This is a genomic window from Sphingomonas sp. (genome assembly GCF_035758555.1).
Taxonomy (GTDB): domain Bacteria; phylum Pseudomonadota; class Alphaproteobacteria; order Sphingomonadales; family Sphingomonadaceae; genus Sphingomonas_B.
Map to the genome: position 1 here is coordinate 1 of NZ_DASTXI010000026.1, position 15003 is coordinate 15003.

Below are 15003 nucleotides of genomic sequence, written 5' to 3' on the forward strand. Positions count from 1 at the left end.
ACGGCGACGGCCAACGATGCGGCGTTCGCTGTGCTGTCGGGCTGGCGCCGGCAGCCGGCGGTCCGAACGCTGCCCCCCTATTACGACGATCCCGCCTATATCGCCGCGCTGAAGGCTTCTATCGAGCGGTCGCTCGGCGGACTCGATTTCGCGCCCGAGCTGATCCTCGCCAGCTTTCATGGCATGCCGGAGCGGACGCGGACCCTGGGCGATCCCTATCATGACCAGTGCCAGGTGACGGCGCGTCTGCTCGGCGAAGCGCTGGGTCGCGAGGTGCGCGTCGCCTTCCAGTCGCGCTTCGGCCGCGCGAAATGGCTGGAGCCGGCGACCGACCGCGTGCTTGCGGCGCTTCCTGGCGAGGGAGTCCGCAAGCTGGCGGTCGTCGCGCCGGGCTTTTCGGTCGATTGCCTGGAGACGCTGGAGGAACTGGCGATCCGGGGGCGGCAGACCTTCCTCGACGCGGGCGGCACGGATTTCGCCTATATCCCCTGCCTGAACGACAGCGACGAGGCGCTGTCGCTGCTGCGCACATTGCTTGCGCGGGAACTTGCGGGCTGGCTGGCGCCTTCGTAGGACTTGCCCAAACAAAAGGGAGTGGATGGCATGGCACGTGTGGCGATCGTGACAGGGGGAACGCGCGGCATCGGCGAGGCGATCAGCCTGGCGCTCAGGGACGCAGGGATGACGGTCGCGGCGAACTATGCCGGCAACGACGAACGCGCCCGCGCCTTCACCGACCGCACCGGCATCAAGGCCTATAAATGGGACGTGGCGGACTTTGACGCGTGCGTCGCCGGATGCCAGCAGGTCGAAAGCGAGCTCGGGCCGGTCGAGGTGCTGGTCAACAATGCCGGCATCACCCGCGACGGCACGATGAAGCGGATGAACCGTCAGGCCTGGGAAGACGTGATCGACACGAACCTCGGCGGCTGCTTCAACATGGCGAAGGCGGTGTGGGACGGAATGAACGCCCGCAAATATGGCCGCATCGTCAATATCGGGTCGATCAACGGCCAGGCCGGGCAGTATGGGCAGGTCAATTATGCCGCGGCCAAATCAGGCATCCACGGCTTCACCAAGGCGCTGGCGCAGGAAGGCGCGCGCGCCGGCATCACCGTCAACGCGATCGCGCCGGGCTATATCGACACCGACATGGTCGCCGCCGTGCCGCCCGACGTGCTGGAGAAGATCGTCGCCAAGATCCCTGTCGGCCGGCTCGGGAAAGCCCAGGAGATCGCGCGCGGCGTGGCGTTCCTGTGCGCCGACGATGCGGGCTTCGTGACGGGCTCGACGCTCAGCATCAATGGCGGTCAGCATATGTATTGAGGTTCGCGGGCGGCATCGCACCGCCCGCTTCCAAAATGCTACTCGATCGTCACGCCGGCAACGCGCCAGTCATTGCCGTCGCGCTCAAGGCTGACCTTCTCAATCGCATTCGCCTTGTTTGCGAAGTTCGTGCGAAACTTGACCACTTCATAGCCATGCGGCGGGGTCGGCACGTCGTCGTGGCTGATCATCGTCCGTGAAATCATTGCGCCGAGCGGAGGGCGGGCTTGTTCCGACACTTCGGCCCAGACTTTGCCGGTGTTGACCCTTTGGAACGATGCGGTGGTCAGCGCATAGCTTTCCTCCCATTTTCCCTGGTCGAGCAATGTGAGGAACCGGCGCGCGGCAGTCTCGACCTCGGCTGTCCGTGCCGCAACGGAAGGGCTGCTGTCGGCGGATGCCAGCATGGCTGGCGGCAGTGAGCTAATGGCGGCGAGCGCCAGAACGAGCGACATCAGTGCGACTCCAAACAAGATCCAGGCAGAGCGTTTCCGCCCCGCGCCGTTCTCCGGCATCACGGGTTGTTCCATACCGGCACTCGGCCTGGCTTCCCCGATTTGCTTGTCCGCCACGGAATCGGGGTGCCCGCCTTCCCGTTCGAGCAACATGCGCGCGGCTTCCCGGCTGCTGGAAACGGCAAGCTTGCGCCGCGCGTCGCGCAGCCGCTCATTGATCGTGTGCACCGAAAGGCCGAGGTGACGTGCGGTCGACTTGGCATCATGGCCGCGCACGATCAGGCGCAGTGTCTGCTTTTCCTTCTCGGTCAGCGTCGCACAGCGATCCGTCATGTGTTCTCGCATCGCCGCCCAGCGTAAGGTCCGCCCGCGCCGCCAGCCACCCTCAAAAAATTGTATCTTGTGTGCAGGGCCCTTTAGGCTGCGGCGCGATGCCCGTTCCCTACTCGCCCCCCGTCAAGCGGTCCATCACGATCGCCGGGCACCAGACCTCGGTCAGCCTTGAGCCGGTCTTCTGGTCGGCGCTGGAGGAGGCCGCACGCGACGCGGGGCTGCCTTTGTCGGCATTGGTGGCGCAGATTGATGCGGAGCGGATCGCGGCGCCCGTTCCGTCCAATCTCGCCAGCGCTATCCGGGTCTGGCTTTTCGCGCGCGCGTCGCGCTAGGCTCTCGCATCCGCAACCGGAGTTGCTAAATGCGCCTGCTCGCCCTTGCCCTTCTGCTCACCGCCGCGAGTGCTTCCGCTCAGATGAAATACCCGATCACCCAGGCCGTACCGCTGGTCGAAGACCATTTCGGCATCAAGGTTTCCGACCCCTATCGCTGGCTGGAAAACGACGTCCGCCAGGACCAGAAGGTCCGCGACTGGGTGACGGCAGAGAATCAGGTCACCGAAGCCTATCTGGCCACGCTCCCCGCGCGCGATGCGTTCAAGGCGCGGCTGAAGGCGCTGTTCGACTACGAGCGGTTCGGCGTGCCGGCGAAGAAAGGCGGGCGCTATTTCTACCAGCATAATTCGGGGCTGCAGAACCAGTCGCCGCTCTATGTTCGCGACAGCGTCGACGGGCCGGCGCGGCTGCTGATCGACCCGAACCTGTGGGCAAGGGATGGCGCGACCGCGCTGGCCGAATGGTTGCCCTCGGAAGACGGCCGCCATCTCGCCTATGCGGTGCAGGACGGCGGCACCGATTGGCGTACGATCAAGGTGCTGGACGTTGCAAGCGGCAAGGAAACCGGCGACAGCGTCGAATGGGCGAAGTTCACCGGCCTTGCCTGGACGAAGGACGGTTCAGGATTCTTCTATTCGCGCTTTCCGAAGCCCGAAGGCGCGCAGTTCCAGGCGCTGAATGAGAACCACGAAGTCTATTTCCACAAGCTCGGCACGCCGCAGAGCCAGGACCGCAAGGTCTTCGCGACGCCCGATCACCCGAAGTGGAACAACACGGCCGAAGTGACCGACGATGGCCGCTGGCTCGTCGTCACCTCGTCCGAAGGCACGGATGAGCGCTATCAGATCAGCGTGGTCGACCTCGCGGTGGCCGACGGAACGCCGCGCACGCTGATCCCCGGCCTCGAGAACAATTGGCAGCTGATCGGCAACAGCGGCAGCACTTTCTATTTCCTGACCAACAAGGACGCGCCGCGGCAGCGCATTGTCGCGCTGGCGACCGATGGCGGCCAACCGCACGAGATCGTGCCGCAGGACGCGGCGACGCTGCAGGGCGCGTCGATGATCGGCGACGAGATCGTCGCGACCTATCTGGTCGATGCGAAGAGCGAAGTGCGGCGCTACGCGGCCGACGGCACGCTGAAAGGCAAGCTCGCGCTGCCGGGAATCGGCACCGCGGCGGGTTTCGACGGCGAAGCGGGCGATCCGGAGAGCTTCTTTTCCTTCACCAGCTTTGCGACGCCGACCACCATCTATCGCTACGACGCGAAGACCGGGCAGGCGAGCGTCTGGGCGCGGCCCAAGGTTGCGTTCAACCCGGCAGACTATTCGGTCGAGCAGCGCTTCTATGCGTCGAAGGACGGGACCAAAGTGCCGATGTTCGTCGTGCGAAAAAAGGGTGCGACCGGGCCGGCGCCGACCCTTCTCTACGCCTATGGCGGCTTCAACGTGTCGATTCTGCCGGCCTTCTCCGCCTCGCGGCTTGCATGGGTGGAGGCGGGCGGCACCTATGTGCTCGCGAACATCCGCGGCGGCGGCGAATATGGGAAGGCATGGCACGATGCCGGCCGGCTCGCGAACAAGCAGAACGTGTTCGACGATTTCATAGCCGCCGGCGAGTATCTGAAGAAGGAAGGCATCACCGGGCCGGACCAGCTCGCGATCCAGGGCGGCTCCAACGGTGGGCTGCTGATCGGCGCGGTCGTCAACCAGCGGCCCGACCTGTTCGCGGCCGCGCTGCCTGCCGTCGGCGTGATGGACATGACCCGCTTCGACCGTTTCACCGCGGGGCGCTATTGGGTCGACGATTACGGCTATCCGGCGAAGGAAGCGGATTTCAGGACGCTCTGGGCCTATTCGCCCTACCACAACGTGAGCGGCGGGCGGGATTATCCGGCGATCCTGGTGACCACGGCGGACACGGACGACCGTGTGGTGCCCGGCCACAGCTTCAAATACACCGCCGCGCTGCAGAACGCGGCGATCGGGCCGAAGCCGCATTTGATCCGCATCGAGACGCGCGCCGGCCACGGCTCCGGCAAGCCGACCGACAAGATCATCGAGGAAACCGCGGACCAGTGGGCGTTCATCGCCAAGTGGACCGGGTTGGAAGTGAAGTAACCTTAAATCCTCCCCTCGCGAATGCGAGGGGAGGGGGACCGCACGAAGTGCGGTGGAGGGGCCCGAAGCGAAGCGGAGGGTTCTCACTTCGCCCTTCTGGCTCAGCCCCGCCAGCCACCGGCTTCGCCGGCGGTCCCCCTCCCCGGCAGCTCGGGGAGAACTTATCATTCATGCGCCACTCATTTGGAACCGCTATACCGCTGCCGATTTGTTTCTCGGGGATTCGGGAGTGATTCCTATGAAGAAGCTGGTTCTCCTTTCGGCAGTGGCGGCGATGGTGAGCGGATCGGCGGCGCCGGCGCAGGTCGTCGACCCGGCGCTGTCGCGCGACATCGGCCGCGCCGTCGGCCAGGCGGCAGTCGCCGCAGAGCGCGCCGCCGCCGAAGCGCGGATCGCCGCGCGCGAGGCAATGCGCGCTGCGCGTCAGGGCTATGCCGAGGGCGTGGCGGGCGCCTATGCCGACGCACCGCCGCCGGGCGCCGGCTATGGCCGGCCCGGCCTGATCGGCACCGAAGACCAGGCGGTCGACGCGTGCGCGATGGCGGCCGAGGACCGCGGTTATGGCGAAGGCTATCGCGCCACCGTTCGCGACATCGAAGGCGTCAACCGCCGCCCCGACGGCTGGGACGTCGACGGTGTCCTCGACGCCCGCCGCAGCTGGCGCGACGAGCCAGCCGCCTGGGGCTTCCGCTGCGAAGTCCGCCACGGCCAGGTCGTGAACGTCGATATCGGCCACGATTACGCGCGGCGGTGAGTTCCCCTCCCGCTTGCGGGAGGGGTTAGGGGAGGACCTGACCTACCCCTTCGCAGCAAGAGGCAGTTCCCTCCCCCGGTCACTCCCGGAAGCGGGAGGGGAGGTGGGGGCTTTCCCCTCCCGCCTCTTCTGCTAACAGCCCTTGCGCATGGATACCCATGCGCATGACTCGATCCTGATCATCGACTTCGGTTCGCAGGTCACCCAGCTGATCGCCCGGCGGGTGCGCGAAGCGGGGGTGTATTCCGAGATCGCGCCGTTCAACGCCGCCGCGGAGGCGTTCGACCGGCTGAAGCCGAAAGGCATCATCCTGTCCGGCGGGCCGTCGTCGGTGATGTGGGAAGATTCCCCGCGCGCCCCGCAGCACATCTTCGACGCCGGGCTTCCGATCCTCGGCATCTGCTACGGCCAGCAGACCATGTCGCACCAGCTGGGCGGCGTCGTCGCGCCGTCCGAAAGCCGCGAGTTCGGCCGCGCCTATATTGAGATCAGCGGCCGATCGGCGCTGTTCGACGGGCTGTGGAGCGAAGGCGAGACGCACCAGGTGTGGATGAGCCATGGCGACCGGGTCGAGCGGCTGCCGGAGGGCTTCAGCGTCGTCGCCCAGTCCGAGGGCGCGCCTTACGCGATCGCCACCGACGAGGCGCGGCGCTTCTACAGCCTGATGTTCCACCCCGAAGTCGTGCACACGCCCGATGGGGGCCGGCTGCTCGCGAACTTCGTGCGTCACATCTGCGGCTGCCCCGGCGACTGGACGATGGCGGAATATCGCCAGACAAAGATCGCCGACATCCGCCAGCAGGTCGGCAAGGGCAAGGTGATCTGCGGTCTGTCGGGCGGCGTCGATTCAGCGGTCGCCGCGGTGCTGATCCACGAAGCGATCGGCGACCAGCTGACCTGCGTGTTCGTCGACCACGGCCTGATGCGCAAGGGCGAGGCCGAGCAGGTCGTCAGCCTGTTCCGCAACAGCTATAATATCCCGCTGGTGCATGTGAACGCGGAGACCTTGTTCCTCTCCGGCCTGAAGGGCGTTTCGGACCCCGAAGCCAAACGCAAATTCATCGGCAAGACCTTCATTGACGTGTTCGAGGCGGAAGCGAAGAAGATCGGCGGCGCCGATTTCCTGGCGCAGGGCACGCTGTACCCGGACGTGATCGAGAGCGTCAGCTTCACCGGCGGGCCGTCGGTGACGATCAAGAGCCACCACAATGTCGGCGGGCTCCCTGAGCGCATGAACATGAAGCTGGTCGAACCCTTGCGCGAGCTGTTCAAGGACGAAGTGCGCGAGCTCGGCCGCGAGCTGGGGCTGCCGGACGCGTTCGTCGGCCGCCACCCGTTCCCCGGTCCCGGCCTCGCGATCCGCATCCCCGGCGACATCACCAAGGACAAGTGCGACATCCTGCGCAAGGCCGATGCGATCTACCTCGAGGAGATCCGCAACGCCGGGCTTTACGACGCGATCTGGCAGGCGTTTGCGGTGCTGCTGCCGGTCCGCACCGTCGGCGTGATGGGCGACCACCGCACCTACGAGCATGTCTGCGCGCTGCGCGCCGTCACCTCGACCGACGGCATGACGGCGGACGTGTTCCCGTTCGACCCGCACTTCCTCGCCCGCGTCGCGACCCGGATCGTCAACGAAGTGCAGGGCATCAACCGCGTGGTCTACGACTATACATCGAAGCCCCCCGGCACGATCGAGTGGGAGTGATCCCGGCCGGCGATCAGGACACTGTCCCGGCCGGCCGCTGATCTCGCGCCGCCTTGCCGGACAGCGCCGCCGACAGCAGCCAGAGCGCCGCGAACAGGGCCGAGAAGATGCCGCCGCGCAGGTCGGTGAACATGCCGACGGCGCCGGCCTCACCCTGGGCGGCTTGGCGGGCGGCGGCGCAGCCCTTCTCGTCGTGCTGCTCGGTGGGCGGCTGCTCGGGGCCAGCCTCGCACTGCTGGCCCGCAGCTTTCCCGGCTCCCGCCTCCGGCTCGATCACATTGGCGCGCTGTTCGGTGAGAGCGGCTTCGGACGCCTGAGCGAAGCGTAAGCGAGCGTGGAGAAGCACACACCCTCACCCTCCCATCCCAGCTTTGCTGGACGGGTCCCTCCCTCTCCCGCAGGCGGGAGAGGGGCTATGTCCGCCTGGGTCGAAAGCCGACAGGCTGATTTTCGGTTTCGCGGTGGCTACAGCGAACTCTGACGTCCCCGATAGCTGCTGAGGATAGGATGGCCATTACGGTATATGGGATTCCCAACTGCGACACGGTGAAGAAGGCGCGTGCCTGGCTGGACGCGCGGGGAGTCGCTTATGCCTTTCACGACTACAAAAAGGCCGGAATCGATGAGGCGCGGTTGCGGGGCTGGGCGAAGGAATTGGGTTGGGAGCGGCTGCTGAACCGGGCGGGCACCACGTTTCGCAAACTGCCGGATGCGGACAAGCAGGACCTCGATGAGGACAAGACCGTCGCACTGATGCTGGCGCAGCCGTCGATGATCAAACGGCCGGTGCTGGACTTGGGCGGCCGGCGGCTGGTCGGCTTCAAGGAAGCGGAGTGGGCGCAGGCCCTCGCAAGGTAATTCGTTCGTCCCGAGCGGAGGCCGCAGTCCATAGTTGAGGGGCGGGGCAGCGCCCCTCGGCTACGCGCTTTGCGCTCCGCTCGGAGCGAGCGGTCTGTCCGTGCGCCGGCTGCACGCGTCCGTCCATTCGGCGCCGATCAGCGTTGCCAGCCGCTCCGGCGCGATCTCGACCGAGCTGGTGAGCGAGCCGGCGGCGGGGAAGACGCTGGCGAATGCCCGGAGCGACACGTCGCAATAGATTGGGAGCGGCGTCGCGAGGCCGAACGGGCAGACGCCGCCGACCGGGTGCCCGGTCACGGCCAGCGTTTCGTCCGGCGGCAGCATGCGCGGGCGGTGGCCGAACGCGGCCTTTGCCTTGCTATTGTCGAGCCGCATGTCGCCGGCGGCGAGCAGCAGCACGATGCGGTCGCCGAAGCGGAGCGCCAGCGTCTTGGCGATGCGCGCTTCCTCGACGCCCAGCGCGACGGCGGCCTCGCGCACCGTGGCGGTGCTGACGCCGTGATCGATCAGATGAAGGTCGGGTGCGTGTTCGGCGAGCCAGGCGCGCGCGGATTCGAAGGACATCGCGACGTGTTACAGGGGCTTCAAAGAAAAATCGCCGCCGGTCGGGTGACCGGCGGCGACTTTCATTGGTCGGCTTTCGACGTTCAGGCGTAGGTGACGCTGGTCGTCCGCGCCCGGCGGCGCATCGCCCCACCGACGAAGCCGAAACCGGCGATCATCAATGCCCAGGTTGCCGGCTCGGGCACGCCGATCGCCTGCAGATAAATCTGGGCGGTGGTGCTCTGGTAGCCGAGATTGCCGAGCACGTCGAAGTTCAGGTTCCAGCCCATTGCGTCATAGGCGGCCAGGTCGAGACCTTTGACCACGCCCATCTCGCCGTAGCAGAAGGTCGGGTCGAGGATACCGAGCTGGTTGAAGCCGTCGCAACCGCCCTGCGCGCTCGGCGTGTCCTTGAAGTGGGACGCCTGGCGACCGTCGCCGTTGTACGCACCGGTCGAGAACAGCGAGTTGCCGCCCACCTGGGTCAGGCCGCCGTCGATCGAGAAGTAGCTGGCCGTGCCGACGCTCAGGTCGCGGGTCGGGCCGCTGCCCGGCGCGAGGCCGTTCGGGTCGTTGCTGAACCGGAACATGTCCAGCGCCGAGAAGATCGACGTGTCGTTCAGGTCATAACCCAGCGTGCCGGCGCCCGGCCCGTTCGGATAGCCATAAACGTCGAGGAAATCGACGCCCGACACGAAGCCCAGCGCGTGGCCGATCTCGTGGATGGCGACGCCGATGAAATCCATGTGACCGGCCTCGATGCCGTCGGTCGGATTGAAATCGAAGTTGAAGTTGGTGCTGAACGTGACATGGCCGTCGAAGATGTTCGGGCCGCTATAGATGCCGATCGCCTTCTGCACCGACGTGTTCAGGTAAAGAACCTGGCTGCTCGTCGTCGTGCCGTCATTATAGACCTGGATGGCGGTGTCGTTGTTGCCATCCGGACGCGCGCCGTTGGTGACGAAGCTGGCGCCGCCCTGGGCGTTCAGCGTCGGCAGCACCGCTGTCTGATCGAGCGCGTAACCGCTGCGGGTCGCGAGGACACCGTTCTTCCAGGCCGCCACGGTCGTGTCCGAACGGGTGCTGCCGGTCGAGCCGATCACGTTCGGCGCCAGCGGCGCGAACTTGACGCCCAGGTTGATCGTCACGTCATTGGTGAGCGTCTTGCCCCAATAATAGGCGGCAGTTTTGAAACCTTGTTCGGCAGGAGACCCCGTCACCCCGCCTTCGTCGATCAGGTTGATCGTGGCCGCGTCTGCCGCGGATGCGATCAGGCTGGCTGCGGCGATGCCGCAGAAAAGCATACCTTTCTTCATGTAACCCCTCTTCCCCTTCACCCGGAAAAAAGCCCCGGCTGAGCGTTGATGATTGCCGCTGCGTTTAGCCACGGTCAACATGCTTAATCAGATATTTACGGTTAACGCCGCCACTGTTCCGTTATCGGACAGAATCGTGCCGCAGCGCCTTCCGCGCTGGCCCAAACCAGCCGCGAGCGGCTAGGGAAGAGAGCTATGACAACCCCTTGGATGGCCCATGTCGAAACGCTGCGGCGGGCGCTTGCGGCGAAGGATCGCGCCGGCGCGAACGCGGCCGTCACCGCTTTGCTCGACGCGAAGGCGCCGCTCGGCCAGCAATGGCGGCAGATCGCGGAGCTGATGCGCGTCAGCGGCGAGCTGACGCTGGCGCTGAGGGCGATCGATGCGTTCGTGGCTGCGGCGAAAGGCGTGCCGGCAGCGCGCTATTCGAAGGTGGTGCTGCTGACCCAGGCAGGGCGGCTGCGGGAAGCGCATGACCTCGCGGAGACGCTGCCGGCGAATATCCCCGATCCGGCCGGGCGCGCCTATCTGCTGGGCAATACCGCGCTGACCCTCGGCCGCGTCGAGGAAGCGCGCGCCAATCTGCTGACCGCGATCAGGCATCGGCCCGGCTGGGGCCCGGCCTGGCTGACGCTGTCTTCGAGCGGGTCATTGAAGGACAATCCGATCGGCGAGCAGATGCTGGCCGACCGCGCTGCCGCCGAGCGCCAGCCGGAAGGCGATCTCGCCCGCTATTGGTATGCGGTCGGCAAGCTCCACGCCGACAGGCGCGAGCACGATGACGCATTCGCGGCCTTCGCCAAAGGCGCGGCGCTGCTGCGCAAGCTGACGCCCTATAGCCGCCAGGGCAACGAAAAGACCGCGCGGGCGGCGATGAGCGGGTTTCCGGACGGCTTCATCGAAGGCCTGAACCGGCAACAGACGATCGGCACGAGCCGCCCGATCTTCGTCACCGGCCTGCCGCGCTCGGGCACCACCTTGGTCGAGCAGATCCTCGCCAGCCATTCGGCAGTGGCCGACGGCGCCGAGCTGAGCCTTCTCCACCACGTCGCGGTCGCGACCGGCGGCGTTTCGGGAGAAGCGATCACCGCGCACCTGGCGGCGGGCGGGTCGGTCGAGTCCCTGGCCGGTCTTTATCTGCACCTGATGGCGGAGCGGTTCGGGCCCGAAGGGCGGATCGTCGACAAGACCGTCGACGCGAGCCGTTTCCTCGGGCTCGCCGCTTCGGTGCTGCCGGAAGCGCCGCTGATCTGGATGCGCCGGGATCCGCTCGATTCCGCCTGGTCGTGCTTCCGCACCTTCTTCATCCACGGCGTCGCCTGGAGCTACGACCTGACCGACATCGCGCACCATTTCCGGCTGGAGGACGAGCTTGTCGCTTTCTGGCAGGAACGGCTGGGCGGTCGGCTGCTGGTCGTGCCCTATGGCGCGCTGGTCGACGCGCCCGAGGCGTGGACCAGCCGCATCCTCGAGCATTGCGGGCTGGCCGAGGAAGCGGGCGTCTATGCCCATCACAAAACCGAGCGCGCGGTCGCGACCGCCAGCTCGCTGCAGGTCCGGCGCCCGATCAACCGCGACGGGCTGAACGTCGCGGAACCCTACCGCAAACACCTCCAGCCCTTCGTCGACGCTTATTGCGGCTGAGGCGGCTCAGGCCCGCCATTCCGTCCGCCTTCGCCTGAGCGCGATGCCGGCGGCGGCGAAGCCGGTCAGCATCAGAGCCCATTCCGCCGGCTCCGGCACCGCAGGCGGTGGCGGTGGAGGCGGAGGGGGGGGAGGCGGCGGCGGTGGCGGCGGCGGTGGCGGCGGGGCCGAGCCGCCAGGCGTGAACAGCCCGACCGTCAGCAGGTTGAAGTTGGAGGCGACCGCGACATTGTTGCCCTTGCCGGTGGTCGCGACATCGCTGTCGAACACATCGAACAGCAGGCGGAACTGATAGTCATGGCCGCTCTGCAACGTGCCCGCCGGCAGGAACACGCTGGTCGCGGACGGATCGAGCGCGCCCGAGGCGAAATCGACCATATTGTCGGTCAGGTCGAAGATGTTGAAGAAAGTGACGCCGCCGGACGCCGACGCATCGGGCGCGAAGCTGTTGAAGCTGATCGTGACATCCGTGCCGGGATCGAGCGCCCGGAGCGCGTCGAAGCTCGCCGCCGTCAGCATGGGCGTGGCCGCGGCATAAACATCGTCGGGTCTCAGGAAGATCGACACCGTGTCGAAATCGGCGGTGAGGCCGTTGACCGCCGTCAGCGTGTAGAGATCGCCGTTGGGAAAGGCGGCATCCATCTGCGCCTTGGTGACGGCCGGGCTCTGGTAGATCTGGAATGCGCCCTGCGCGGACACGCCCTGGCCGTTGAACAGATAGGAATCGACCGAGTTCGACACGTCGCCGCCTTCGAAGTCGCCCGGGTTGGGATAGAAAGCCCGCGCGAAGAAGAAGGCGTTGCTGCCGCCAAAGGCCGGCGTCACCATCGTGCCGCTGGTCTGGTCGAACTGCAGGTTCTTGGCGAGATCGGCGGCGGTGATGACGGCCGCGTCGGCCGGCGTGATTGCGGTGCAGGCGAGGAACGCGGCGAGCAGCGAGCGCATGGGCCAGACCCCTTGTCAGCCCCGGCCGCGCGCCTGAACGGCGGATGAATATTGGCGGAGGCGATCTCCTTACGCACCGCGGCCGGTCTGGTTCCGGACCCGCTCCGGCAGGCAGGCGGCGGCGCAGCTGCAGCTGCGCCCGCCGTGCTTTCGTCAGAATTTCTGACGGGCGGTGAGGCCGTAGGTGCGGGGCTGGCCGATGTTGAAGCCCAGCCGCGCCCGGCCGCCGCGTTCGCGGTCGAACGAGAGGATCGGGTTCTCGTCGAACAGATTGTGGACATAGGCGGTCAGCTCGAACCCGGATTCGGTCCGCACGCCGATGCTGAAGTTGACCAGCGTATAGTCCGGCAGCTTCAGGTTAAGCGTGGTCGCGGCATCGGCCGGGGCTCCGCCGAAAGGCAGGCCGTGGACGAAGACGCGCGGATTGCTTTCCTGGTCGCTCGGTTGCGTGAAGCGGTCGCCCACATATTGCAGGCTGGTGTTGACGAAGCCCGTCCAGTCCGCACGCACGGGGAATTCGTAGCCGGCATTGGCGGACATCTGGAACTTCGGCACGGTCGGCAGGCGATTGCCGTCGCGGATGCCCGCGATCACGGCGCCCGTCGCGTCGAGCACGCTGCTGTCGAACTTCGAATCGACATAGGTGCCGTTGATGCTGACGTTGAGGCCCGGCGCCGGCCGTGCAGCCATTTCCAGCTCCAGGCCGGTCGCGTGCGCCTTGGGTACGTTGAACACGACGCGCGACGAGCAACTGCCCGCATCGGCCGTTACCTGCAGGTTCTTGATGTCGTTGCGGAACGCTGCCGCGTTGAACGTCAGCGCGCCGAACTGGCTCTTGAAGCCGAGCTCATAATTCCACAGCGTCTCGTCCTTATAGGTCGGCCGGTTGCCGTAGATCTGCGCATCCGGCCCGGTCGCACCGCCGGAGCAGAGCGGCAGGTTCAGCGGGTCGTTGACGCCGCCCAGACGGAAACCCTTCGCCGCCTGCAGGTTGACCGACACGTTGTTGCTCGGTTCCCAGGTCGCGATGAACCGCGGCGTGAAGCCGTCGGACTTGGTGCGGTCGCCGATCCGCCGGTCGCCGTTCGCGAACAGGCCGCCCGAAATGAAGTTCCTCTTTTCCTTGAAGTCGTAATAGCGGCCGCCCGCCGTCAGCTTGAACTCGCCGAGCTGATAGCTGGCTTCGCCGAACACCGCCTTCTGCTTGATCTTGTACGGAATGTCGGAATTGTAGGGCGAGTTGGCGGGGAAGCCGTTCGCGACTGCGGCCGAGGTTCCGGCGCCCAGCACGGCATCGGTGACGGCATCATAGCCGGGCGTCGGCAGGCGCTGCGTGTAGGCGCGGTCGATGTCCGAATAGAAGCCGCCGATCAGCCACTGGAACGGACCCGAGCCGTTGGAGGCGAGCCGAACTTCCTGCGTCCAGGTCTCCAGGTCCGTCGTGTCGCGCAGGTTCGACGGCAACAGGACGGCCGCGTCCGGAAAGCCCAGATCGACCGACACGGAGCCGGTCAGCGCGCTTGCGTCGCGCGACACCAGAATGTCGCGGTTGATATAGCTGGTGACCGAGGTCAGCGTGACGGCGCCGATGTCGATATTGGCGGTCAGGTCGGCGAGCAGCGTCTCGTCGCTGAACGCCTCGTCGAGCAGCAGATATTGCTGGCGCTCCCCCAGCTGGATGGCCGGCCGGGTGGTCGTGAACGGGTTGGCGAACAGGTTGTAGACTTCCTGGCGGTTGAAGCCGTCGGTGTTCACCTTCTGATAGACGACGCGCGGCGTGATCGAGATCGTGTCGGTCGGCTTGAACAGCACCGAAAGCCGGCCGCCATAGCGTTCGCCGTCATTGACGTTGTGCTTGATCGAGCCGCCTTCGCCCAAGGCATCGATGAAACCGCCATAGCGCGTGTAGTAGCCGACCGCGCGCACCGCGATCATGTCGTTGACCGGCAGGTTGACGGCGCCCTTGGCGGAGCCGCCCATCGAGCCGCCGTCGATGAAGTTCAGATTGCCTTCGACCTGACCTTCGACCCGTTCGGTCGTCGGCTGGTTGGTGATGTAGCGGATCGTGCCGCCCACCGATCCGGATCCGAACAGCGTGCCCTGCGGGCCGCGCAGCGTCTCGACGCGGTTCAGGTCGAACAAATCGAAATCGGGCGTGAACAGCGACAGCGAGACGACGCTTTCGTCGAGATAGACGCCGACCTGTTCCTTGACGCCCGGCTGGTCGCGGACGATCTGTCCGGCGGACACGCCGCGGATCGACACCTGACTCTGGCCGGGCCCGAGATTCTGGATCGTCAGGCCCGCAACGTTGCGCGCCAGGTCCTCGAGCGTGACGGCGCCCGAACGCTGGATATCCTCCTGCGTCTGCGCGTTGATCGAGAATGGCACGTCCTGCACCGTCGATGCGCGCTTCGTTGCGGTGACGATGATATCCGCCTCATTCTGGGCAACCTCGCTGCCGGCGCCCGGCTGGGCAAGCGCAGGAGCGGCAAGCCCCAGCAGCAGCAACGAAGCGCCGGCAAGCAGGCGCGACTCATGGCGTTCGAAACCCGGCATCCCATATCTCCCCAAGCCGTGTATCTGTTCCGCAACTGTACTAAGACGGGACGATCCGGAGAAGGTGGCGTGGCCGCCGATGCGACTTTTCGCGCACAGTGTGATGT

The 15003-nt window shown here is 66.3% G+C and carries 14 protein-coding genes; 8 read left to right on the top strand and 6 right to left on the bottom strand.

Going from position 1 to position 15003, the window contains the following annotated elements; translation table 11 throughout:
- Both hemH and phbB read left to right on the top strand, forming a co-directional pair.
- Window positions 1-573 (top strand): ferrochelatase (hemH, locus tag VFT73_RS01440; RefSeq protein ID WP_326408351.1); only part of this gene is annotated, 573 nt, incomplete at its 5' end.
- A 30-nt stretch (window positions 574-603) separates the two neighbouring features.
- On the top strand, window positions 604-1326 hold the full coding sequence (phbB, locus tag VFT73_RS01445) for an acetoacetyl-CoA reductase (RefSeq protein ID WP_326408352.1): 723 nt from the start codon (window positions 604-606) through the stop codon (window positions 1324-1326).
- A gap of 38 nt (window positions 1327-1364) precedes the next feature.
- On the opposite strand, the gene VFT73_RS01450 is transcribed toward phbB, so the two are convergent.
- Window positions 1365-2114 (bottom strand): helix-turn-helix domain-containing protein, encoded by a 750-nt coding sequence (locus VFT73_RS01450; protein ID WP_326408353.1) that lies wholly within the window; start codon window positions 2112-2114, stop codon window positions 1365-1367.
- Between the two features lie 98 nt (window positions 2115-2212).
- Here VFT73_RS01450 and VFT73_RS01455 point away from each other — a divergent pair, with 98 nt between their 5' ends.
- The 4 genes from VFT73_RS01455 (at window position 2213) to guaA (ending at window position 7031) form a co-directional block, all read left to right on the top strand.
- Window positions 2213-2446: a ribbon-helix-helix domain-containing protein gene (locus VFT73_RS01455; RefSeq protein ID WP_326408354.1), complete on the top strand. Its 234-nt coding sequence runs from the start codon at window positions 2213-2215 to the stop codon at window positions 2444-2446.
- Between the two features lie 29 nt (window positions 2447-2475).
- A complete protein-coding gene (locus VFT73_RS01460) occupies window positions 2476-4569 on the top strand; it encodes a prolyl oligopeptidase family serine peptidase (RefSeq protein ID WP_326408355.1) in 2094 nt (697 codons plus the stop codon).
- Window positions 4570-4807: 238 nt separating this feature from the next.
- Window positions 4808-5323 (top strand): hypothetical protein, encoded by a 516-nt coding sequence (locus tag VFT73_RS01465; RefSeq protein WP_326408356.1) that lies wholly within the window; start codon window positions 4808-4810, stop codon window positions 5321-5323.
- Between the two features lie 148 nt (window positions 5324-5471).
- Entirely contained in the window at window positions 5472-7031 is a 1560-nt protein-coding gene (guaA, locus tag VFT73_RS01470; RefSeq protein WP_326408357.1) for a glutamine-hydrolyzing GMP synthase, read from the top strand.
- A gap of 13 nt (window positions 7032-7044) precedes the next feature.
- On the opposite strand, the gene VFT73_RS01475 is transcribed toward guaA, so the two are convergent.
- On the bottom strand, window positions 7045-7377 hold the full coding sequence (locus VFT73_RS01475; RefSeq protein WP_326408358.1) for a hypothetical protein: 333 nt from the start codon (window positions 7375-7377) through the stop codon (window positions 7045-7047).
- Between the two features lie 161 nt (window positions 7378-7538).
- Between VFT73_RS01475 and VFT73_RS01480 the strand changes: the two genes are divergently transcribed.
- On the top strand, window positions 7539-7889 hold the full coding sequence (locus VFT73_RS01480; protein WP_326408359.1) for an ArsC family reductase: 351 nt from the start codon (window positions 7539-7541) through the stop codon (window positions 7887-7889).
- A gap of 60 nt (window positions 7890-7949) precedes the next feature.
- Here VFT73_RS01480 and VFT73_RS01485 read toward each other — a convergent pair whose 3' ends face one another.
- Complete coding sequence (locus VFT73_RS01485; protein WP_326408360.1) at window positions 7950-8453, bottom strand: YbaK/EbsC family protein; 504 nt, start codon at window positions 8451-8453, stop codon at window positions 7950-7952.
- A gap of 83 nt (window positions 8454-8536) precedes the next feature.
- Complete coding sequence (locus VFT73_RS01490) at window positions 8537-9748, bottom strand: NF038122 family metalloprotease (protein WP_326408361.1); 1212 nt, start codon at window positions 9746-9748, stop codon at window positions 8537-8539.
- 195 nt (window positions 9749-9943) lie between these two features.
- On the opposite strand from VFT73_RS01490, the gene VFT73_RS01495 reads away from it, so the two are divergent.
- The gene (locus tag VFT73_RS01495) at window positions 9944-11392 is read left to right on the top strand and encodes a sulfotransferase family protein (RefSeq protein WP_326408362.1); all 1449 of its coding nucleotides are present in this window, start codon (window positions 9944-9946) and stop codon (window positions 11390-11392) included.
- 6 nt (window positions 11393-11398) lie between these two features.
- Here VFT73_RS01495 and VFT73_RS01500 read toward each other — a convergent pair whose 3' ends face one another.
- Window positions 11399-12337 carry a PEPxxWA-CTERM sorting domain-containing protein gene (locus VFT73_RS01500; RefSeq protein WP_326408363.1) on the bottom strand — a complete coding sequence of 313 codons (939 nt, stop codon included), beginning with the start codon at window positions 12335-12337 and terminating at the stop codon, window positions 11399-11401.
- Between the two features lie 153 nt (window positions 12338-12490).
- A complete protein-coding gene (locus tag VFT73_RS01505) occupies window positions 12491-14896 on the bottom strand; it encodes a TonB-dependent receptor (protein WP_326408365.1) in 2406 nt (801 codons plus the stop codon).
- Window positions 14897-15003: the final 107 nt, after the last annotated feature.